The 20676-nt window shown below is 59.7% G+C and carries 18 protein-coding genes and 3 pseudogenes; 4 read left to right on the top strand and 17 right to left on the bottom strand.

The features are described from left to right. Positions 1-215 precede the first annotated feature (215 nt). The 7 genes and pseudogenes from K6K41_RS02385 to K6K41_RS02355 all read right to left on the bottom strand — a co-directional run bounded on the left by K6K41_RS02385 (position 216) and on the right by K6K41_RS02355 (position 6524). Positions 216-608 carry a (R)-mandelonitrile lyase gene (locus tag K6K41_RS02385; protein ID WP_261405620.1) on the bottom strand — a complete coding sequence of 131 codons (393 nt, stop codon included), beginning with the start codon at positions 606-608 and terminating at the stop codon, positions 216-218. An 85-nt stretch (positions 609-693) separates the two neighbouring features. Beyond that, positions 694-1895, bottom strand: a pseudogene (locus tag K6K41_RS02380) (MFS transporter). A 226-nt stretch (positions 1896-2121) separates the two neighbouring features. After that, positions 2122-2979, bottom strand: coding sequence for an aldo/keto reductase (locus K6K41_RS02375; RefSeq protein WP_261405619.1), 858 nt, complete (start codon positions 2977-2979; stop codon positions 2122-2124). Between the two features lie 95 nt (positions 2980-3074). Continuing rightward, the gene (locus tag K6K41_RS02370; RefSeq protein ID WP_245479771.1) at positions 3075-4145 is read right to left on the bottom strand and encodes an SMP-30/gluconolactonase/LRE family protein; all 1071 of its coding nucleotides are present in this window, start codon (positions 4143-4145) and stop codon (positions 3075-3077) included. Then, positions 4135-4416 (bottom strand): cyclophilin-like fold protein, encoded by a 282-nt coding sequence (locus K6K41_RS02365; RefSeq protein WP_261403758.1) that lies wholly within the window; start codon positions 4414-4416, stop codon positions 4135-4137. The genes K6K41_RS02370 and K6K41_RS02365 overlap by 11 nt, the downstream gene beginning before the upstream one ends. Positions 4417-4626: 210 nt before the next feature. Continuing rightward, positions 4627-5388 carry an SDR family NAD(P)-dependent oxidoreductase gene (locus tag K6K41_RS02360; protein WP_128778792.1) on the bottom strand — a complete coding sequence of 254 codons (762 nt, stop codon included), beginning with the start codon at positions 5386-5388 and terminating at the stop codon, positions 4627-4629. A 243-nt stretch (positions 5389-5631) separates the two neighbouring features. After that, positions 5632-6524, bottom strand: a pseudogene (locus tag K6K41_RS02355) (LysR family transcriptional regulator). Positions 6525-7609: 1085 nt separating this feature from the next. Here K6K41_RS02355 and K6K41_RS02350 point away from each other — a divergent pair. Both K6K41_RS02350 and K6K41_RS02345 read left to right on the top strand, forming a co-directional pair. Then, the gene (locus tag K6K41_RS02350; protein ID WP_261403757.1) at positions 7610-8806 is read left to right on the top strand and encodes an alpha/beta hydrolase; all 1197 of its coding nucleotides are present in this window, start codon (positions 7610-7612) and stop codon (positions 8804-8806) included. 151 nt (positions 8807-8957) lie between these two features. Then, on the top strand, positions 8958-9887 hold the full coding sequence (locus K6K41_RS02345) for an AraC family transcriptional regulator (RefSeq protein WP_128778795.1): 930 nt from the start codon (positions 8958-8960) through the stop codon (positions 9885-9887). Between the two features lie 326 nt (positions 9888-10213). Here the strand turns inward: K6K41_RS02345 and K6K41_RS02340 are convergent, their stop codons facing one another. Next, entirely contained in the window at positions 10214-11032 is an 819-nt protein-coding gene (locus K6K41_RS02340; protein ID WP_261403756.1) for a helix-turn-helix transcriptional regulator, read from the bottom strand. Positions 11033-11586: 554 nt separating this feature from the next. Here K6K41_RS02340 and K6K41_RS02335 point away from each other — a divergent pair. Next, positions 11587-12341, top strand: a pseudogene (locus tag K6K41_RS02335) (IS5 family transposase). A 538-nt stretch (positions 12342-12879) separates the two neighbouring features. Here the strand turns inward: K6K41_RS02335 and K6K41_RS30115 are convergent. From K6K41_RS30115 to K6K41_RS02300, 8 genes are all read right to left on the bottom strand, one after another. Next, positions 12880-13023, bottom strand: a complete 144-nt coding sequence (locus tag K6K41_RS30115) for a hypothetical protein (protein ID WP_428978588.1) — start codon at positions 13021-13023, stop codon at positions 12880-12882. Continuing rightward, a complete protein-coding gene (locus K6K41_RS02330; RefSeq protein WP_378146918.1) occupies positions 12977-13105 on the bottom strand; it encodes a hypothetical protein in 129 nt (42 codons plus the stop codon). The genes K6K41_RS30115 and K6K41_RS02330 overlap by 47 nt, the downstream gene beginning before the upstream one ends. A gap of 877 nt (positions 13106-13982) precedes the next feature. Beyond that, positions 13983-14789 carry a polyamine aminopropyltransferase gene (locus tag K6K41_RS02325; protein WP_261403755.1) on the bottom strand — a complete coding sequence of 269 codons (807 nt, stop codon included), beginning with the start codon at positions 14787-14789 and terminating at the stop codon, positions 13983-13985. Positions 14790-15279: 490 nt separating this feature from the next. Further along, positions 15280-15597 (bottom strand): hypothetical protein, encoded by a 318-nt coding sequence (locus tag K6K41_RS02320; RefSeq protein ID WP_261403754.1) that lies wholly within the window; start codon positions 15595-15597, stop codon positions 15280-15282. 527 nt (positions 15598-16124) lie between these two features. Further along, positions 16125-16748 (bottom strand): alpha/beta hydrolase family protein, encoded by a 624-nt coding sequence (locus tag K6K41_RS02315; protein WP_261403753.1) that lies wholly within the window; start codon positions 16746-16748, stop codon positions 16125-16127. Positions 16749-17600: 852 nt separating this feature from the next. Then, positions 17601-18263, bottom strand: a complete 663-nt coding sequence (locus K6K41_RS02310; RefSeq protein ID WP_128778799.1) for a hypothetical protein — start codon at positions 18261-18263, stop codon at positions 17601-17603. 179 nt (positions 18264-18442) lie between these two features. Further along, positions 18443-18736: a hypothetical protein gene (locus tag K6K41_RS02305; protein WP_261403752.1), complete on the bottom strand. Its 294-nt coding sequence runs from the start codon at positions 18734-18736 to the stop codon at positions 18443-18445. A 295-nt stretch (positions 18737-19031) separates the two neighbouring features. After that, positions 19032-19463 (bottom strand): hypothetical protein, encoded by a 432-nt coding sequence (locus tag K6K41_RS02300; RefSeq protein ID WP_128778801.1) that lies wholly within the window; start codon positions 19461-19463, stop codon positions 19032-19034. 31 nt (positions 19464-19494) lie between these two features. On the opposite strand from K6K41_RS02300, the gene K6K41_RS02295 reads away from it, so the two are divergent. Beyond that, complete coding sequence (locus K6K41_RS02295; RefSeq protein ID WP_261403751.1) at positions 19495-20169, top strand: hypothetical protein; 675 nt, start codon at positions 19495-19497, stop codon at positions 20167-20169. Between the two features lie 227 nt (positions 20170-20396). On the opposite strand, the gene K6K41_RS02290 is transcribed toward K6K41_RS02295, so the two are convergent. After that, entirely contained in the window at positions 20397-20609 is a 213-nt protein-coding gene (locus K6K41_RS02290; protein WP_245479772.1) for a DUF763 domain-containing protein, read from the bottom strand. Positions 20610-20676 lie beyond the last annotated feature (67 nt).

The following is a 20676-nucleotide window of genomic DNA, read 5'->3' as shown; positions in this document are numbered from 1 at the left end:
GCTGGGATGCGACTGCGCCTTGGCCCGCGGCTGCAGCAAAGCTTGGCGCCGCGATGCAGGTCCTGGCGCTCAGCGTCGGCAAATGACCCTTTGCGGCTGTCTGAGGCGTCTGCTTTCGAAACAGACAGGCGGCCGATCTACGCGGGAGACCGGACTGGAGGATCGGCCGCTCTGATCGCGCGAAGGAGCTCCGCGCGAAGACTACGCTGTCGCGCTCAGTCGCCGTACTGCTCATCCGTAACCTTCTCCATCCACTCGACGACCTTGCCGTCGAGGGCTTCCTGAATGGCGACATGCGTCATCGCGGCCTTCGGGGCGGCGCCGTGCCAGTGCTTCACGCCCGCAGGGATCCAGACGACGTCGCCCGGCATGATCTCCTGAACGGCTGCCCCCTCCTGCTGGACCCGGCCGAGGCCTGACATGACCAGCAGGGTCTGGCCGAGCGGATGCGTGTGCCAGGCCGTGCGCGCGCCGGGCTCGAACGCGACGGTCGCGCCCGTGACCCGCTGTCCCGTACCCCTGAAGGGCTGGTCAACCCTGACGGTCCCAGTGAACCAGTCCGCGAGGCCGACCTGCGAGGCCTGCGATCCCGGGCGCTGGATCGTCACCCGGACCTCTTCGGCCGCCGCCGGGGCGCCCATCGCGACCGTGGAGGCCGCGGCGGCCATGATGGCCTGTCTCATGTCGTTTCTCCTACTTAGGCGACCGCCGCGGACAAGCGGACGACCGGGACGTGAAGACGACGAGGACCGCGGCCGCGACCAGCATCGCGGCGCTCGCCGTGAACGTCGCCTGGTAGCCGTCGGCGTCATAGAGAACGCCGCCGACCGTCGCGCCGGCGGTGATCGCGAGTTGGACGATGGCGACCATCAGGCCGCCCCCGGTCTCCGCGTCGTCCGGCAGGGCGCGGGCGAGCCAGGTCCACCAGCCGACGGGCGCGGAAGTCGCGAGCAGGCCCCAGGCGCCGAGCATGACGCCAGTCGCGCCCGTCCAGCCGCCGAGCGTCATGAGGGCGAGCGAAAGGACCGCCATCAGCGCCGGGATCAGCCCGAGCGTCCGATAGAGCCCCTTGGTCAGGAGCCCACCGATCAGCAGCGTTCCGACGAAGCCGGAAACCCCCATCACCAGCAGCATGACCGACAGCGTTGGCACGTCGACATGCGTGACCGTCTCGAGGAACGGCCGCAGATAGGTGAACAGCGTGAACTGGCCCATGAAGAAGAAGGCCGCCGCAGCCATGCCGAGCGCGACCATGGGCTGGCGAAGAAGCCGGAACACCGATCCCTTCCCACTCCGGGCGTCGGCCCTCATCGAGGGCAGGCTCAGGACCTGCCAGATCAGCACGATGACGGCGACGGGGACCACGAAGAAGAACGCCCCGCGCCAGCCGATCAGGCCGCCGAGGAAGCTGCCGAGCGGGGCCGCGACGACTGTCGCGAGCGCGTTGCCGCCATTGAAGATGGCGAGCGCCTTCGGGACCTGGTCGCTCGGCACGAGGCGCATCGCAGTCGCGGCCGACATAGACCAGAAGCCGCCGAGCGCGACGCCGATCAGCGCACGGCCGATCATGAAGACGACGTAGTTGGGCGCAGCCGCGACGACCGCTCCCGAAACGATTGTCAGGGCGGTGAGCGCCAGCAGCAGCGTCTTGCGGTCGAGACCGCCTGCGACGGAAGAGATGGAGAGGCTGGTCAAGACGCGAAGGCGCCTGAGACCGCGATCGCCTGTCCGGCCTGGCCCTCGGTGACGCCGAGGTCTTGCGCGATCGGGGTGAGCAGGCTGACGGGCATGAACTCCGAGGCGACGAGGCCGAACGCGCAAAGCGACAGGGCGAAGACCGCGCCCCAGGACGCGGAGGGGCTTTCGTCAACGGATGGGGCTGCTGTGACTTGCATTGCGTCTGTCCCGAATGCTTTCCGCTCGACGGAGGCGTGCGTCTGCCTTGCGCGCGGCGTCAGCCTCGCGGTGCGGTCGTGTCCAGTGACGGTGTCTGGAGCGGAAGCTAAGGCCGTGGCTGTGTGCCCGGCACCCGGTCAGTTCCGCATGCGACTATGAGAAAGGCTCATCAATCAGCGGACACACGAGGCAGCGCCACCGAGACGACGCTTCCATTTGTTCGGGTCAGGTCTGCGCCGCCAGCTTCTGTTCGAAGAAGGCGAGATCGAACTCGTTCGGGTCCGGACCGCCTCGCGCGCCGCGGTCGAGACCGTCCAGCGCCGCCATGTCGTCGTCGGAGAGAGCGAAGTCGAAGACGGCGATGTTTCCGGCGATGCGCTCGGGATTGACCGACTTCGGTATCGGGGAGAGCCCATGTTGCAGGTGCCAGCGCAGGACGACCTGAGCAGGCGTCCTGCCAAGTCGCGTCGCCATCCCGGTTATGACCGGGTAATCGAGCAAGCGCGTGGCTGTGTCGGGGTCGTTCGCGTCATAGACGAGCACGCCCCCGATCGGCGACCAGGACTGTGTGGCTATTCCCAGCCTGGCGTGGGTCTCCCTCATCTCCCGTTGGCTGAAGAAGGGATGTAGCTCGACCTGATTGACCGCCGGGACGACGGACGACTCCGCCGCGAGCCTCTCCAGGTGACCGGCCCTGAAGTTGCTGACGCCGATGGCCCGCACCCTTCCTTCGCCGAGTAGCATCTCGGCCGCCTGATAGGCCTCAACGGTCCGGTCGAAGCTCGATGGCACCGGAAAATGCAGGAGGTAGAGGTCGAGGACGTCGAGACCGAGCTTCTCCATACTGATGTCGAAGGCGCGCAGCGCTTCATCGCGGCCGAAGTCCGAGATCCAGAGCTTGGTGGTGACGAACACGTCCGAGCGCGGGAGCCCGCTCCCGGCGATGGCCTCGCCGACCTCGCGCTCGTTGCCGTAGACGGTCGCAGTATCGATCAGGCGGTAGCCAGCGCGCAGAGCATGGACGATGGCGTCGACGGTTTCTTCCGGGGCGCTGCGATAGACGCCCAGTCCCACTGCGGGCATGACCACCCGTTGTTGAGGGTGATTCCCTCCACGCCATCGACCATGACGGTGTCCTTTGCCTTGCGCTCGGACCCAAGAGGGGTCCGGGGGTGGATCTACCGGTGGGAGTACAGTGTCGCGGCCTTCGCAAAGGCCTTGGACCTGAAGATCGTCGACCCGCGGCCACCGTCGCCGTCGTTGGTGACGATGAACAATTCGTCTGACCCCGTGCGGATCGCCATGCTGGTGGAGCGGAGGTTGTGCCCTTCCTCACGTCCCGGCAGCAGCACTTGGCCGATCGGGATGCCTTGGGGGTTGAATGCGAGGACCCGTCCTTGGCCGTACATCGCGACGTAGACGTTCCCGTCGCCGTCGACCCGCATCGAGTCGGGAGCCGGCCCGACGAAGTGATAGGCGACCGCCGTCCCGAAGGGAGTCGGGGTCGTCGCGTCAGCCAGCTCGATCCGGTGCAGCAGGTTTCGACTGAATTCGGTCACCCAGAGGGTCCGGCCGTCCGGGCTCAGCGCGACGCCGTTAGCCATGGCGAGGTTCGGGACAACCGGAACGACAGTCTTTCTGTCAGGCGCAACGTAGTAGACGCCCCCCTTCGGATCAGTCGACGAGCCCCTGAAGTCGGTGAAGTAGAAGCCGCCGAGCCTGTCGAACACGAGGTCGTTCGGGACATACCCGGCGTCCAGTGACACGACAGTCGCCATGTCCGACCCATCGGCGGCGACCGAAACAATTGAGCCCCTACGGAAGTCTCCGGCGCCGGCCGCGTAGATGCGGCCATCCTTATGCACCGCCAGTCCGCCCAGGCCGAGCGCGTTCTCAGGCACGACCGTCGTGAGCCGCCGCTCGGCAGTGACGCGCAGGATGCGCCCGCTCCCCGCATCCGCGAAAATTAAGTCGCCGATCCGGTCGAACGCCGGGCCCTCCAGCGGCACGCCGACGTCTGCGACCTTGAACCACTCGTCGGCGACCGCCGTCTGGAGCATGCGCTCGGCCGGCGGGATTGGGGCAGGCCCGCGCGTCAGCTCATCATATGCAAGCGGTCTCGGGATATCTCCGGCCTGCACGAGGAGAGAGAGCCCTGGCCATCCGATCGCCGCGACGACCAGAGCGCCTCCGAGCACGCGCCGCGCGTGCGGCCCGATCGGTGCGAGCGTCGAACCGTCAGGGGTCACGGCGTCGCCTCGCCTGTATCGCTTCGATCGTGACGGCGACCGGATCCGAGCCGCGGAACGCGTCCGGAATCTGCTTCAGCCGGCCGAGGCGTACCAGTCCCTTGGAGTACGGGAACTCCTTGTAGAAGACCGCGAGGTTTCCCCAGGGCGCGTAGTAGGCGATGTCGCCCGCAACGGGGGTGAAACCTTCGCGAGCCCCGGCGGTCGGCAGCTTGCGCGGGAGGTCGCTGATCTTCTCCGTGGCGTTGTAGTCGGTCAGCTTCAGCGTCATCCCACACAAGCGCCCCGAATGCTCGGGCGGCCTCTCCGTCCTCGAGGGTCGCCTCGACGGTCTCGCCGCTCCCCGCGATGCGGAACTGGATCTCGTTCATCGGACGTCTCGCGGAGCTCTCGACTTCAACAGGCCAGGCGACGGAAGTCGTCGCCAGGAAGGCCGCGGCGATAGCCGTCGCTCGCGACCGATGGTTTCCGACGCCCGGCATCAGTGCGCCGTGTAGCCGCCGTCGACCGGAAGGGCGACACCCAGCACGAAGCTAGCCGCGTCGCTACAGAGCCACAGAACGGCAGCTCCAACCTCGTCCGGCTTTCCAAGGCGGCCAATTGGCTGCTTCTTAAGGATCTCAGCCATGGCCTCGGGGCGCTCCTCGATCATTTTGGCGACCATCGGCGTGTCGATCGTCGCGGGACACACCGCGTTGATGCGGATGCCGCGAGCGGCGTTCTCGAGGGCGGCGGCCTGGGTAAGGCCGATCACGCCGTACTTGGTGCCGTGATATGCTGTGAGGAACGGGTTACCGACCAGCCCGCCGATGGACGAGCAGTTGACGATCGCGCCGCTTCCCTGCGCCTGCATCTGGCGCAGCTCCGCCTTCATGCAGTTCCAGACGCCACGCAGGTTGACCGCGACCACGCGTTCGAAGTCGGCGCTCGGAACGTCCACGACGTCCGCCGGAGGAATCTGGATCCCGGCGTTGTTAAAGGCCACGTCGAGGCGGCCGAACCTCTCGACCGTCTGCCGGACCATCGCTTCGACCTGATGCTCGTCCGTCACGTCGCAAGGCACGCCGAGCACCGTGCGCCCCGCCGCCGTCAGATCGTCGGTCGCCTTCCGGAGGGCCTCGGGGTTGAAGTCTGCGAGCACCACCGACGCGCCGGCCTCGGCGAAGAGCCTGGCGGTCGCCAGTCCCATGCCCATCGCGGCGCCCGTCACGAGCGCAACCTTGTTCTCGAACCCAAGCTTCATGATGCGGACCCTCCTGCGTTCCGAAGCTTCGCGCTCATGCGCGGCGTGTTTCCATCGACGGGTCCTCAAAGGTCGTTAGTCGGTGCCGTCGCGCGAGCCGACCACGGTCCCCGCCTGTCCCGCGACCTGCAGCGCGGATGAGCCGTAGTTAGACCCTAGGCATTCCCGCCATTAGCCGCCTGCGCCTCATTGCTTTCATCGACGCGGCTCATCAATCGAGGTGGAAACGTATCGGGGGCTTCTTCAGGTCCTGTGGCGGAGCGCCTCGAGCAGCTTCACGAACGCCGGGGAAGTATGCCGACGGCTGGGATAATAGAGGTAGTAGCCGTCCCAGACCGGACAGAATGGCTCCAGGACGCGGGTGAGACGTCCGGACTCAATGTGCGTCATCGCGATGTCTTCCGGCATGTAGGCGAGCCCGAACCCGGCGAGCGCAGCCTCGAGCACATCGTAGATGTGGTTGAAGGCGAGCTGACCGTCGACCCGGATCCTCAACTCGCGGCCGTCCTCCTCGAACTCCCAGGCCCAGAACCCTCCATACGTCGGCAGGCGGATGTTGATGCAGGTGTGCTGGACGAGGTCCTGCGGATGCGCGGGTTCCAGGCGCGAGGAGAAGTAGGACGGAGCCGCCACGACCGCGAACCGCAGATCGGGGCCGATGCGCGCGGAGATCATGTCTTTGGCTAGTTGCTCACCGAGCCGCACGCCCGCGTCGACGCGCTCGGTGACGATGTCGGTTAGGCCGTTGTCGAGCACCAGCTCGACCTTAATGTCAGGGAAATGAGGAAGGAAAAGGCCCAGCTTCGGCCAGAGTGCGCTCCGGATTGCATGGTCCGAAGCCGTAATGCGAATCGATCCGGCGGGCTTGTCCCGCAGCTCGCTGAGGGCGTCGATCTGGGCGTTAATCTCATCGAAGTGCGGGCCGACGCCGTTCAGAAGCCGCACCCCCGCCTCGGTCGGCGTCACCGCGCGGGTAGTCCGCGTCAGCAGCCTCAAACCAAGCCGGGTTTCGAGCTGGCGGATGGTGTGACTGAGCGCTGACTGCGAGACGCCGACCTTGGCTGCCGCCCGGGTGAAGCTGCGCTCCCGGGCACCGCCAGGAAAGCGAGAATGTCGCTGACGTTCTCGCGGGGCACCCATAAACTCCCTTCATGTCCGCATGCCGATTGTACCGGCTAATCGCGGGGCATGACAGAGCTCAGATCGAGGCAGCCGCGGCCGTCAGGCAAGGCGCGGAGAACGACGCTTCGGATGGGCACCGGGTTGGTCCGCGAGGCGCGCGGAAGCACCGGGCCCAGAGAGCCCAGCACGCCGGAGGCGACCCGCTCCACAGGGTCTACTCTTGCAGCGCTCTCCGCCGATCAGGCCAGGACGGACGAAGGAGCGAGGTGAAGCCGACAGTCGCGAGATCTCGTCCAGCTCGCCCTTAATACGGCTGTAGAAGAAGCGCGAACCGACGTCGGCCCCGAGCGGGGTTCAGCGCGAAGGTCTCGGCGCCCCTGCCGTTCGGCAGCCGGGATCCTGAGCGGATAATCGTAATCGTGCGGCGGAGCGCATCATTCGAACTCGCTTTCCGGATCGTGGTTCCGAGCGCGCAGATGAGCAGCATCGACGCTCCGAACGGCGCTCCCGCGAGAAGGTTCTCGTAGTCCAGCAACCGGCGCCGACAGCTTCGGATGCCCGGGCAGTGCGCGTTGGAGCGGTGCCGTCACCGCGGCGACGCGCCGGTCTTCTACGCGAGCTTCGACGGCGATGCCGGGGTATCGCTAAGCGAGGCCGCGACGGTGCCATCTCACGGTCTCGAAGCAGGGCGACAGGACACCGACGCTCGAGATCGACAACAATCGATCCATAACGGCAGCTGTGTCGGAACGCCTAGCCGTCACGCGGCGACGCAGCGGCGCATCCGGCCGCATCGTGCGTCTCCGCACGACCCCCAGCAGCGTGTCGTTGCTGATCGGCAGCACGAGGCGTGCGTCAAGGCGAAGGGGATCTGCTCGTCCGGATACCGTTGCGCTTAGCGGGATTCCCTCCGGCAGGGGTGACGACGCCCGAAAAAGCCGCGGTCAAATCGCACCAGCCGGAGGATCAGGGCAGGACCACCTCTCAGGCGACAGACCAACTTGACAGTAGCGCTTCTTACCAGCTAGTCTTCGATCGTCGGCTATCCCCGCATCAAGGTCGACCAAATAAACCAACAAGTACGTCTAGGGATGACGCTATGGAAACCGATAAAAAAACCGGAACGTCCCGCAGATCATTTGTGAAGGCTGCTGGGACCGGCGCAATAGGAATAGCGACGCTGCCGCTTTCGACTGCAACTGCTTTCGCGGAAACTGACAACGTGGAGCTTGCCCAATCGAAGCGGAAGGTTGTCCTTGCTGAACAAGGCAGTTTCTACATCGGGGGCAGAACAGTAACCGGGCCTGGAAAATTCGATCCGTCAAAGCCGGTAATTCGAGCTTCCAACGAAGGTGCCACGTTTTATATCAATCAAATGTACGTAAACTTTCAAGCTCCTGTGCGCCCTCGTGGGCTGCCTCTAGTCTTTTGGCATGGGGGCGGACTAACCGGCCATATCTGGGAATCTACCCCAGACGGCCGCCCCGGATTTCAGACCCTCTTTGTTCAAGATCGGCATACGGTCTACACGATTGATCAGCCAGGGCGCGGAAGGGGCAATATTCCTACCTTTAATGGCCCTTTTGGGCAGTTGGAAGAAGAGTCGATTGTTAACACTGTTACCGCAAACGTCAGTAAAGAAAGAGCGTGGGTTAGAGATCGACTAGGGCCCGCTCCCGGCCAGTTTTTTGAGAACAGCCAATTCCCACGTGGTTATGAAGACAACTACTTCAAGGAGATGGGGTTCAGTCCGTCGATCTCATCAGATGAGATAGTCGACGCTGTTGTTAAACTAGTAACTCACATAGGTCCTTGTGTTCTGGTGACCCATTCGGCTTCCGGAGTACTGGGCATGCGAGTCGCGACACACGCCAAGAACGTGAGGGGGATCGTTGCTTATGAGCCTGCGACAAGTATCTTTCCCAAAGGAAAAGTGCCTGAGATACCGCCTCTCGCCGATAAAAAGTCGCAAATTTTCCCGCCGTTCGAGATCCAGGAGTCTTACTTTAAGAAGCTCGCGAAGATACCCATTCAGTTTGTCTTCGGAGATAATATCCCCAAGAACCCTAAATCCGCCTATTGGTTCTTGGACTGGTGGAGAGTCACTCGCTACGCTCACAGCTTGTCACTCGAGGCTATCAATAAGCTCGGTGGTCAAGCGTCTCTTTTGGATTTGCCGACTGCGGGACTTCGCGGCAACACGCATTTTCCATTCACCGACCGGAATAACGTGCAGGTCGCTTCTCTGTTATCTGATTTCCTCGGAAAGCACGGCTTAGATCAGAACGAAAGCTGAAGCCGCAAGTCCTAGAGGCTGCATTCTGACATCATCCCTCCACTTTAACGAGTGGAGGGCTTTTCCATGTTGACGACCTGTTCAGTCCTTGCTCTGCTAGGGCTGAACGCAGCAGTCATTTCTATTTTCTTCCGTTTTGGAGGTCTGGATTATGACGATGACGGCCTCTTCCGCTCAGTCGCCTCTCCTCGATGTCGTGCGCTTCTTAGCGTCAGAAGGTCTGGTCATACAGCAATCAGCGCAAATAGAGGACTCCACTAGCGCTTGCGTAAGTTATGATCAGTATACATTTGTCGACGGCGCGTGCAAGAAGTGCCAAAGCGATTATTTCGGGATATCAATCAAGGTTAAAGGCCCGCCGGTTCGTCGGGTTGACTTTCGAGCCAAGCCGGACTTCGCTGTAGGGAAGGCTGGTATGACAATCATGATCCCGCCCGATGATGAAGGGCATTTCGAGGGGGTCGGCTCGTTCGAATCGTTAAATTTTTTCATTGCCTCGAGCGCTGTTGAAAGGTTGTCACTTGAAGTCTTTGATAAGCCTCTTGCTAATCTAGAGTTTCAGCAGGGGCATTTCCGTTATGATGCGACGATGATGCAAATCGGAGGTATCGTACTAGAGAGACTATTTAGCGGTGATCTTGTCACGGCTTTAGAAATGGACGCCTGGGCTCAGATTGTTGCGTTGCATATACTTCGTAAATACAACCTGAGCGACGGCCTGAAAAGAGGATTATCGGGCGGTAGGAAAGAGGTTCTTTCAGGAGTTGCTCTTAGCCGGGCTAAGGCGTACATAAATTCTCATTTGAGTATCGGCCCTCTGTTCCTCCGGGATATTGCTTCATCGGTGGGCGTTAGCGAGCGGAGATTTGCAAGGGCGTTTCAGGAAGGGACGGGATCCAGCGTTCACGAATATGTCTTGCAGGTGAAATTATCGCGAGCCTGCGAAATGCTTCGGAACAGTAACATGCCGCTCCTAGAGATCTCGGTGTTGTCAGGCTTCGCTTCCCAGAGCCATATGACAAACGTTTTTCGGCGTAGACTTAGGATGACTCCGCGAGAATTTCGCAATGCATTGTTGTAGGGACGCGTTCAGCTGAACGCAGAAAGCTTGGGGCGGCAAGATTGTAAAGCATGCGAGCTGTTACGCTGACTTCCGCCCTATCCGGCAGTCTCCGCAGCGCTCGCGACAGATTCCACGGAAAGGAACAGTACCGGGTGTTGACGCTGATGGCTATTAGAGCCTTGAACTGTTTGAGACGAGCGTCTTGAGCTACTTGGAGTAGCTGTAGGCAAGCAGTCAGCCCCTGACATGGCAAAGCAAGAGGTTGGTGGCGAACTTAGTCAAATGCAAAGACGGTCGACATCCCAGCTTTACAATGTCACTGAATCCTGTAAAGATGAACCCAATTAGCAAAGCCGTCTATATTTGGAAGGACTGAGGCCCGTTAGCTTTCGAAAGATGCGAGAGAAATGCGTATGACTTGAAAAACCAAGCGTCACTGCAATATCAACCAAATCCCGTTCCGGGTTTCTCATAATGATCTTCGCTTTTTCAACCCGTTGCAAGAGCACAAACTGATACGGACCGGTCCCAAAAGTGGTCTTGAACACCCTAGAGAAGTGGTCGGGGCTTAGCTGAACCAGATCTGCGAGCCGCGTCACCGACAAGTTATCGGATAAATGTTCTGATATATAGTCTAAAATTCTTTCGGTCTCTTTAGGAGAGAGCGAACGATGGTCAACAATCGGCGGGCAGGTCGCAGAGTATTTCGCCCTTAAAAGGCCAACGAGCGCGATAGAGAGCGACTCCGCATACAAAGGGCCGTTTGGACAACCGGCCTTAATCTCAGCCCGCATCAACCGAACGATGTCAGCGACTTGACGATTTTGACTGAAGACTGTCGGCACTAAGCCCTGCGACTCTCCAACGCCCGTCATTGGGTATAACTTAGTTAATCTATCGGTATCTAAAAGCAACCCAGTGCGATTATACGCCTGAGTCCTACTCACCTCGACGATTTCTACGCCCGCCCTTAGCAGAAATATCGCTCCAGCCGACATCCGTTCATGGTGAGATGAACCTCGAAAAAACCATCGTACTTCACCATGCTGCTTTCCGCCAACGACGAGCACCGTTTTTATCGCCATCGCCCGCTTGGTGGGTTCTAACGTTCCGGCACCCTCTTCGAGCGGAAAGCCAGCCCATGCCGGGGTGGCTGCACTCAAGAAATGCTCTGAGCCGGGCACAAACGTCTGAATTTCGCCATTGCGAAAATTGCGACGCGCCGCTGAACAGCGGCTGGAATCAGTTCGGTGGAGGGCATGGCGATCACAAAGTCCCCTCCTCAGCCAAACACTCTTCACACGGGACAGAGAAGCTTGACGAATTGCACATTCGTTCGCCGGAGAGGGGTGTGTCTCTGCGAGAGCGCGCGGAAGCCCTTTATAAGCTCAGTGTCTGCTGCCGTCAATTATGGCTGTGTTCACCTCTTCTGATGGTCTAACATCTTACTTTGGCGATGGACCGCGGCGGCATCCTTGTTCAGCAATGATGCGCCAATCTTGCTGCAGGACGCTACAAGTGGTATGCTAGGGTTTGGAGCGGCGCTTGCGCCCTAGGTAAATCACGCGCGCCGTGCCAAGCCCGTCGCCGCACGCGTACTCCCAGCGCTTCTCCTACTGCGCCATCTAGGCGTTCAGTCCTAGGGCCCGGACCCATTAACGGCTTTGCGGATTGAGCGAAGCGTGATTCAGAGGCGTCCTCGTGGAGGAGGACGCCGATGGGATCGGACTACTTCTGGCTGACGGACGAGCAGTTCGGCCGTCTCGGGCCACACCTTCCGACGAAGACGCGGGCATGCCGCGGGTCGACGACCGTCGGATGATCAGCGGCATCGTGCATGTGCTGAGGTCGGGCGGCCGATAGGCCGGCGCGCCTGCCGTCTGTGGTCCGAGCAAGACCCTCTACAATCGCTATGTGCGCTGGGCCGTGAAGGGTGTCTGGTGCAAACTGTTTCGACGCGCTCGCCGCTGAGGCCGGGCCCCGCTCTCACGTCCTGATCGACAGTTCCGCAGTAACAGCTCATCGCTCGGCGGCCGGCCGCAAAGGGGCGAGCGCAGCCAGGCGGTCGGCCGATCGCGCGGGGACGCACCACCAAGATCCACGCGCTCACGGACGGAAAGAGCCGGCCGATCGCCTTCCTGCTGACCGGCGGGCAGGTCGCAGACTGCGCGGCCGGCGCGACGCTGCTGGCGGAGCTTCCCGCCGCCCGCATGCTTCATGGCGACAAAGGCTACTACAGCGACGCGATCCGGCGTCAGGTCGGGGCCGCAGGCGGCACGCCCAACATCCCGCCGAAGGAGAACAGGCGCTGGAAGCCGTGCTTCTCGCCAGCGCTCTACCGCGATCGCAACGCCATCGAGCGCATGTTCTGGCCGCCTCAAGGACTTCAGGCGCGTCCCGACGCGCTACGACCGCCTCGCCTCGAGCTTCCTCGCCGCCGTCCACATCACCGCGATCGTCAGCTGGTTATGAGTCCGGGCCCTAGCGTGTCCTGGCTTGGCTGGCGAGTAGACAGAGCTCCGGCTTTTCGACGCCGACGGCTTTGAGGGCCTCGAGCGACGTTCTGAACCGGAGCCTCGATCTTCCAGCATTCGATCAGTTATTCGAGTGGCTGATGCGTATGCCCGTCGACCTAAAGAGTTGGCTGCCGTCGATCGATCAAGGTTGACAGATCGGAGACGAAGGCAGGCGTGAGAGCGTCACCTGCGAAGGGCTGGCTTACCGACTCCGGGTGCGGGCGCGGTGGTGACAACGATGGTCAGACCGTGGTCCGTTGCGGGCGAGAGCCCGATCGAGAAACGCGGCGCTTCGCGTCGTGCATCCGATCCGGCCGCCGATCGCCGCCAGGCTCTCCGCGCCTTGCGGAAGTCTACCGCCGCGTCGCCACCAGAACCCAGACCGAGCCGGACGGGCCGATCACGCCCCGGCCTTCAACGCCCGGATCACCGTCGCTACGGTACTTGCGTCCGCACCGCCGCACCGTCGACCTCACGCCCGATCGACGCTGTCTTCAAAGACGAACGCCGCAGCCGACGAGGCCTTGGCCTGGCCGATACTCCGGCTCCGCCGTCACGACTACCGGAACGAACGACGCCGCCTTCTCCGCCTCAGCCCTGTACGTCCGCCGCCATGCAAAAAGCTGAGGCGGCGTCAGCCCATGCCGTCGCGAAACTGCGCGCACCGTCGCGCCGGGGCTCCGCGCTTTCGGCGACGATCGCCGCCTTCTCCTCGGCCAACCAGACCCGCCGCCGCCCGCGCCGATGAACACCTCAAGCCGCCGGGCAGGCTCCGACATAGGCTTAAGCTCTAAAACCGACATATGCCGAAGCCCTAAATCAGGCTCCGAACATCACCCCGCACCGCCCCGGCAGTAGGTGGCGGTGGAACAGCGCTTACCTTGGAATCACACCATGCTGCCGTTAACATAGCAGGGCACAGGTACTATGTTCGTCTGCACGACCACAGCATCAGGAGTAACGCACCAAGATAACAGGAAGCCGCAATGTTAAGGGCGAATGTAAAACTGAATTGCTTCGAAAGCGCAACGGATAGCGCGGACCCAAGTACCGACGCCGAGCCATTGATCGCCCATAGAATAGGAATATCAATGGAATGAGCTTTATGACCGGCCAGCCTCAACGCTGTAGGAAAAAAGCAGCCCAACGAAATACTTAGCGGAAAAATCATGGCTCCCGTTAGGATTATCCGCCCACCCGTCGAAAGATAAAAAAACTTGCTCGTTACTAAGGGACCTAGATAGTTCACCATCAGAACTGCCGGAACAGAAAACATACATGTGACCAGCAAGATCTGCCACTTTTCACGATTGATAAAAAGTGCGAAAGCAAACTGCCTAGGCCCGCCCCCACCAGCATGGAGAAGAGCACCACAGAAAGAGTGATGGTAGGAAATCCCAAAAATAACATGTATCGCTGAACAATGATATTCTGGACAACCATAAATCCTACGCCTATTAAAGCGACTAGGATAGCTAAAATGGATAGCTTCGGAGTCGCTTCTCTAAAGTTCCTACCCGACGCAAACGCCCATACCAGCACAATAAATGTTACTGAGGCCGAAATCACAAGTAGCCCTCTTACCATTATGGGAAGCTCAAAAGATAATCGAAAAAAACGGGCTATCGTCACTCACTGGTCTTAAATTTACCTCAGGGAGCTTATATGCTTCCGATGACGAAGCGAGTTGCTTTAATAGCGGAGAGCCCGTATCAGGAGCTAGATAACTAAGCGCAAATCCGCGCGCCTCCGTGACGAACTTCAGTCTTGCTGTTTCCTCAGCGGTCAATGGAGATCGTTTGATGATGAGGAGATGATTATAGGGTGCATTGTTTTTATTAGGCGCGCTCACCACAGCGAGATGAGCGGCGGCTTTCGCTATACTCTGCCCTTCCGAATAAAGAATCGAAAGTGCTGTTACGAAGGCACGCGCAAGAAATGCATCCTGATCAAATATAAGTACAAGGGCACCACTTGGCGTTAAACGTGCAACAGCGTCTTGTAAGCCTTCACGGGTCTGAATGTAACTTTCAGCCAGAGCAAGGCCCTGACCGGTCGCGGTCGCCGTTTGCGTCAGAGAGAGATATATTAAGTCATACGCACCTGTATCTCGAGCTAAGAAGTGTCGTCCTTCCTGTATAAAAAGTTTCGTACCCGGTTTGTTATACAAGTCGCCATAAAATTCGCGAAACTGTTCGAGCATCGCCGGTAGGGCGGGATTTATATCAATTGCCGTGATGTCTCTGACGCCAGCGAACTGTCCGAAAAGTACGTCCAGCCCCCCACCGGCCCCAATCGTTAACATCCGATCGGACTGACGCGGCCGCCAGACATCAAGCGGGACGTGTCCGATGTGCGAGCGCAGAGCCGTGGGATCAGTTTCCCGGCTGTGCATCCGCACCATTGGGGCGGGCGTGTCACCGTCTGTGAATATCGAGATTAGATCTTTGTTCAATCCCATGACGGCGTCAGTTCGAGCATATGCATCCCCCTCGTGGCTAGAAACGGTCCAATTATTTGGGTCCCTTTGCATTCTAACTATCATCGGCTTTGAGTTAGCCGGGTCGACAGCGACCCTGCCAACCGTCAGCCGATTCAGTGGAACGCTCACGCTAAAAGCGAAGCAGGCGATCAACAACGGTAGCGCTAGGAATGTTGCTGCTCTAAGTCGCCGTTCGCGCTCGCATCCCAGCGCAAAAATCAAACCTGCCAGCGACGTGAGCGTAGCAGTAGCGGAGATTGTAGAGACCGGTCCAAGGAGATTCAAAAGGAAAATACCTACAAAGCATCCAGTTCCCGCTCCTATTAGATCAGCTGCATAGAGTTTACCTGCTCTGTCCGGCCAGCGCGTGAAATTGATCCCACACACCATCCGCTAAAGATAAATGCGGGGATCAAGACGATCGAACGGCGGCGAGAGGCGGGAGCAGTGAGAGGGCGGGTGTGGTGAAGATCATTATCATCGGCGTGACGTTCAGGATCGCGGCGGCAATGGAGGCTGCTACAATGTAGGCATCACCGTTGCGCCAACGCGCCAGCAAAGCTCCCAGCCCCAGCCCCAGAATACTGAAGGAAACAACCGCGAAGACGAAATGATATCGAAATATGGCCGAAAATATTCGGATAATGCTTATCTGAAAAACCAACGATGATAAGCATAGAACGAACGTAGAGGCGTAAAGGGCCGTTGAACGTGTCATCAAGCTCGACATCAAACCTGAGCCTTGGGAAAGCTACCTTGGCATAACGCGGCTCTTCGCGCGTGCTGGCCGACAGGCGTGCTCTGTCGGCCAGACTGATGAAAGTCTTCTATTAATCGGCGTCGAATTGGGAACTTCCGCGGCTTGTATCCAGGACTTTATCTTCTATCCAATTCAGAATGACGCCCGCCACTTCGTCACTATTACGTTCCGACATCATCTGATGGCTGTTGCCGTGGATATCAAAGTCCGGGAGGAAGGCATTGGACTTTACCTCCTTTCGCCTTTATCGCCCTGACTAATGGACGGCAGTGCTCTTTACCGTGACCGGACCAGATACCGTGACCGGCTTCACTATTGAGGTTGAGCAGAGGAACTTTGGTGTCTGCATAGACGGATACGAGTTTTCGGATCGACCGGCTTCTGTGGCTGCGGGCTGTCAAAATCCGTCGAATTAAGAGGCAAGGTCGTACAATTGGCAGCTTCGACGGAAACAACAGCCTTAAACAAATCGGGCCGTTGCATCATGAGCTCGTTTCCTAAGACAGCACCTCCTGACCATCCGACATAGATAACCGGCCATATTCCTCTTTTATACGTTCCATGGCTGCGATAAAGCTCTCATGTACGTCGCCTCCGCTTGGACCGCCCGGGATTAACTGTCCAAGGAACTGCCTCCGAGCTTCTTTGTCAGTGGCCATCTGGTTTCCGAAATTATGGCCATCACCTAGCTCCCCGAATTTCGGCCCAACGTCGTACCATCTCCATGCGAAGCTGGTCTGCAGGAAGAACGGGCTGTTAGCCAGCGGATCGCCCTTCCCTGTGGCGGCCTTATTGATTGCGTCGACCACGAAGCCCGCGCGTCCAGTGCCTGGCGGATCAATGACGTAGACGGGAAAGCCGCGCCTTGCAAAGTATTTATCCCAGCCTTCCCGCCCGTCGACTGTCGTTTGCCAGACCATCCCGTTCAGGCCGCTGTGCGCGAAAATGATAGGTGCCGCGCCGGCTCGTAGTTCCTTAGGTATCAGGTATTCGACATAAGCTTGACCAACAAGGTTCTTCATTGTATTCAGAGGCGGGAGGCCCGGCGCCAACAAATCAGAAGACTTCCTTTTCATGATCTTGCCGCCCGCAAAGAAATGTCCCATCGTCCTCAGGGTCAATCGGGCATCTTCTTAGCCTCTGCCAAAGCACCGGAAATATTCGCGGCGAGCAAAGTTCCCGCTATTGCAGCTGCCAGCTTGATTTTGTTCGTTGACTCCCGGGGGCCCTTTACATCTTTTCTGATCACGTTTCTCTCCCTGACCTTATTGTCTATACCACTACCGCCACCACTACGATGAAGGGTTCGGCACAGGCATATTGGAGAGACTTTTCCGGTCCCGCTCCCACCTTTGCGCGCTTTTTAGTATCATTCCGCGGTCCCGAACCATCGCAGTGGATAGGTGCCCCGCCCGCCAGCGAGAAAGCCGACTCTACCGTTTATAGTGTCCGCCGATGTCGCCGGTAAAATCTTACCAGCTAAATCCGTAGGGACGGGAAGCGTCGCGCGACCCTATCGGCGCTAAGCAGCGGCAGGCGAGAACGTCCGTAGCGCAATTGTACTGGTGGCCTTTTGCCACTTTCGCCACCAGTTGCGAGGTCGGTTGGGCGCCATAGGACTAAACCGCTCTCGCGGTAGACGCGGCCGGCGTTTGGCGGCGGCGTAGAGGGCGCAGGCCGAAAATCGACGTCGAATAGTAAATGGAGAACGCATCGTCGAACGTCAGCCGCAGTTCGCTATAGGTTTTGCCGATGGATATCATTATCACGGACATGAGCTATTGAATGTACTACCTGAGATGGTGCGAGCGTGTGAGGCAACTTTGAAGATTTTAATCAAAGCGAAGCTCGGTTCATAAGTCGAGTTGTGCCGATCCATAACATGGCGGTCTTCTGCGATTGCTAGAAGCGACGAAAGCGCCCCGCCGGCCGGAGCCGAGCGGGGCGCGCTAATATCTGGCGGACACAGCTGGTCAGCCGCTATCGTCCTGGAGGGTTGCTGCGGGTGGATCGGTCAGAGTCGCCCTTAGGCTGTACGGAAAACGCCGGTCGATCTCGATCCTGTTTTCTCGAAAAGGGCCGCTGCCGTCTTCCCGGCGGCCCTCCATCCGCTCGAGGAGCCGATCCAGCTTCCGCTCGAAGCCTTCGACCCGCTGGGTCAGTAGCGCAAGGCCCTTGTCGGTCCCGGCCTGACGTTCGCGGGCGTCGTCGATCTGCCGCTGTCGCTCCCCGCGCCCGTCGTCGAGGTTCTTCGCCACCCGCTCGAGGCTGCCCTGTTGCTGCTTTAGTTGATCGCGTATCAGCGGGATGTCCTCGACCCTTGAGGCCATCTCGTCGAGCTTCGAATTCACGAAGGTGCGCCGGGACGCGATGTCGGAGACGACGTTGTCGACGCGCGTGTTCACGCTGCGGTCGTTGTTCGCGATCTTGTTGTTGATGTCCGTCATGGACGCCGTGAACTGGCCCCATGCGATGAAGGCCGTCCCCGCCATCGCCGCGATCGTCAGCAGGTTCCCGACCGAGATTTCTGCATTGAAGCGTGGTCTACCGTAGCCGTTCGCATGCGGCGCTGGCTGGACCGGAGGAGGCGCGGGCGGCGGCATGTGGTGGTCATGACGATTCTTCAGATCCGCCACCTCAGACCGAAGTGCTTCAAAGGCCTGTCTCACGATTTCCTCGAAGGTCGCTTCGTTTTTCGGAGCCTAGCGACCTCTTCCGGATCGCCCTCTGCGTATGTTCCCACAATGCCGCCTTACTGCGCGGCCCGCTCGCTCTTTGCCGCGTCCCTCCGTCACCGCGATCGAGCTGTTCGTCGTCACCACGTCGTTCTGCACGCCCGGCAGCTTGGCGATGATCTTGGTGCGGAGCGTGTCGTCGCTCTGCTTGAGCGCCGCGACCGCCTTGGGATTGTCGCGCGCTTCACGATCTCGATCGCGTCGTTGATGAGGCCGGCCGGAAGCCCTTCGAGCTTGCCGCCGCGCGCCGCGAGCGTGGTCACGAGCGCCCGCAGCGTGTTGTCGATGGTGCGATAGAGGCTCTGCGCGAGCTCGCCGTCCTTCTGGACCTTGAGCGCTTCGACGATCTTCGCCGTCAGCCATGTCGCGAGCACGGGTACGAGGCCGGCGAAACAGGAGCAGTCCCGGCCGGACGGCCTCCCAGACGTCGTTCAAGAAGGCTTCCATGGCTCAGGTCTTTCCGATGGCGTTGCGGATGTCCGCACATTGGAGAGTTCTTGAGGTCCGGTTGTGGCGCATCACGGCTGTGCATCTTAGGCGCGAACGACCTTTTGCCGACATACGTGGCGTCCGGTTCTGGGCTGCCGATAACCGTAGATTGCCAAGCCCGCTCTTTTTTCGGCCGCGATATTACAATTGACAGAAAATAAGATAGCTACCGATACTTTTTTATTTATCAGGTATTGATCCAGTATCTGAATTGAATGTCAGCAAATTTTCTTTCTGAGACGGTCTGAGCGCAACGTAAATTTGAGATAAAAAGTGCATGCCGGCAGGCGTTATTTCGATGCTGTACACTCTGCCTTGCCCGCCCTTTTTTTTAAGAAGACCTAATCCCTCACGCCCTCCTACTCCTGCTCCTAGCAGATCTGTATGTCGAGCGAGTGTCGAGTAAGGCACACCAAGGTCACGGGCGATTTTCGGAAGCGTCAAAGAACCAGCGTCGATCTGCTTCTGCCGACGGGAAATATAGATGAGGGTTTCGAGCGCGCCTACCGTGAGTTGAGGGAAGCGAGACCGCGACTCTGCGAGCGCGCGCTCTACCGGAAGCCACGCCTTATCAGCCAGCAGCCTCTCAAGGTCCAAAAACCAAAAGAACATCGAGATCCCGTTTACCTTACGCGATCATATAATGATTGTTTGGAGCCGGCGTGTCGATAGCAGCCTTGACAGCAAGGCGTTTGTGCCTCAGAACATTACGCAATCGCGTAAACTTTATGCGTTCCAAAAAGGAGTTAGCGCATTGGTTTTGAACAATTTTTTCTTTTCTCGCCCCGTCGCTATCGACGCAGGTTCCGTTCTTTCCAAGGCCCACGAGGGGCGTCAGCTGTCGGACGGAGAGGATGCTTTGTTGGATCTTCTCGCAGGTCTTCCGACCTACCCGGAGGCGCATGCCTCCGAACACGCCCGCGAGATGAAGCTGGGGATCGACAACGGCGTCGTCGATTTTCTGGCCACGACGGCAAACGAGGTCGAGGCCGCGGGCTTCGAGCTTTCCCTGATTGCGATAGGACCTGCACCGGACGAGCAGGGCTTCAACCTAATCGCTTCTCTAATACTTCCTGAAGTCATTCAGAAGGCGAAGTCCCGTGGAAGCGAGAATCAGTGGAACGCGCAGATCATAATCGCTCGCATCCAGTGCTCGATCGATTATGATTCAGGTGGTGGGCTCAGTGTCGAAGGGTATCCACTCTACGGTGGCTTCGACGCTCATGCGCGTCGAAATGGTCCTTCGCTGGCTCACTGCAGCCGTAAAGACGCGACTTTAAAACGGCTGTTATCAACTGGAGTATGGCGCGCCTCGTAGGAGACGGGGCGCGCATGTACAACGGTGCCTCCGTTGTTGAATTCAAGAGTTCTGTAAAGCGGCTCGATCTCAACCAGCTTCATTGCGGGCTCCCATCCGAACGTGCTGCGACTACCACACTCTGAGACCGTCCGCGTTCTTCTCGAAGCACGTCGTTCGCTGGCAATGGCCTCGAGACGGCGAGCCTCCCGATCCAGCCGCGCCAACGCCTCAAGCCGCTCATCGTTTCAAAGCTTCGCCTTTGAGAATGCAGACTTCGAAACTCCGATGGTCTCGTCATAGACGCGCGTAGGCACCGGGAGTGGATGCCAGTCCCTGCAACCGTGGGCGAACGAGAACCGAGCGAGGTCGCCGAAGCGACACGGAGCGCCGTGGACGACCTCGGCTACCAACGCCAAGGCACGCACAGTTCGAGCCCCAATGCCTGGCGTCGCGAGCACATCCGCAAAATCCTCAGGCCCCCGTTTCGTCGCAGCGGCGATTGCCCCAAGAAACGCCGTGCAATCA

The organism is Chenggangzhangella methanolivorans, assembly GCF_019797865.1.
Taxonomy (GTDB): domain Bacteria; phylum Pseudomonadota; class Alphaproteobacteria; order Rhizobiales; family Methylopilaceae; genus Methylopila; species Methylopila methanolivorans.
The sequence above is the reverse complement of the archived record's forward strand: the minus strand, read 5'-3'. Positions and strand labels throughout refer to the sequence as shown.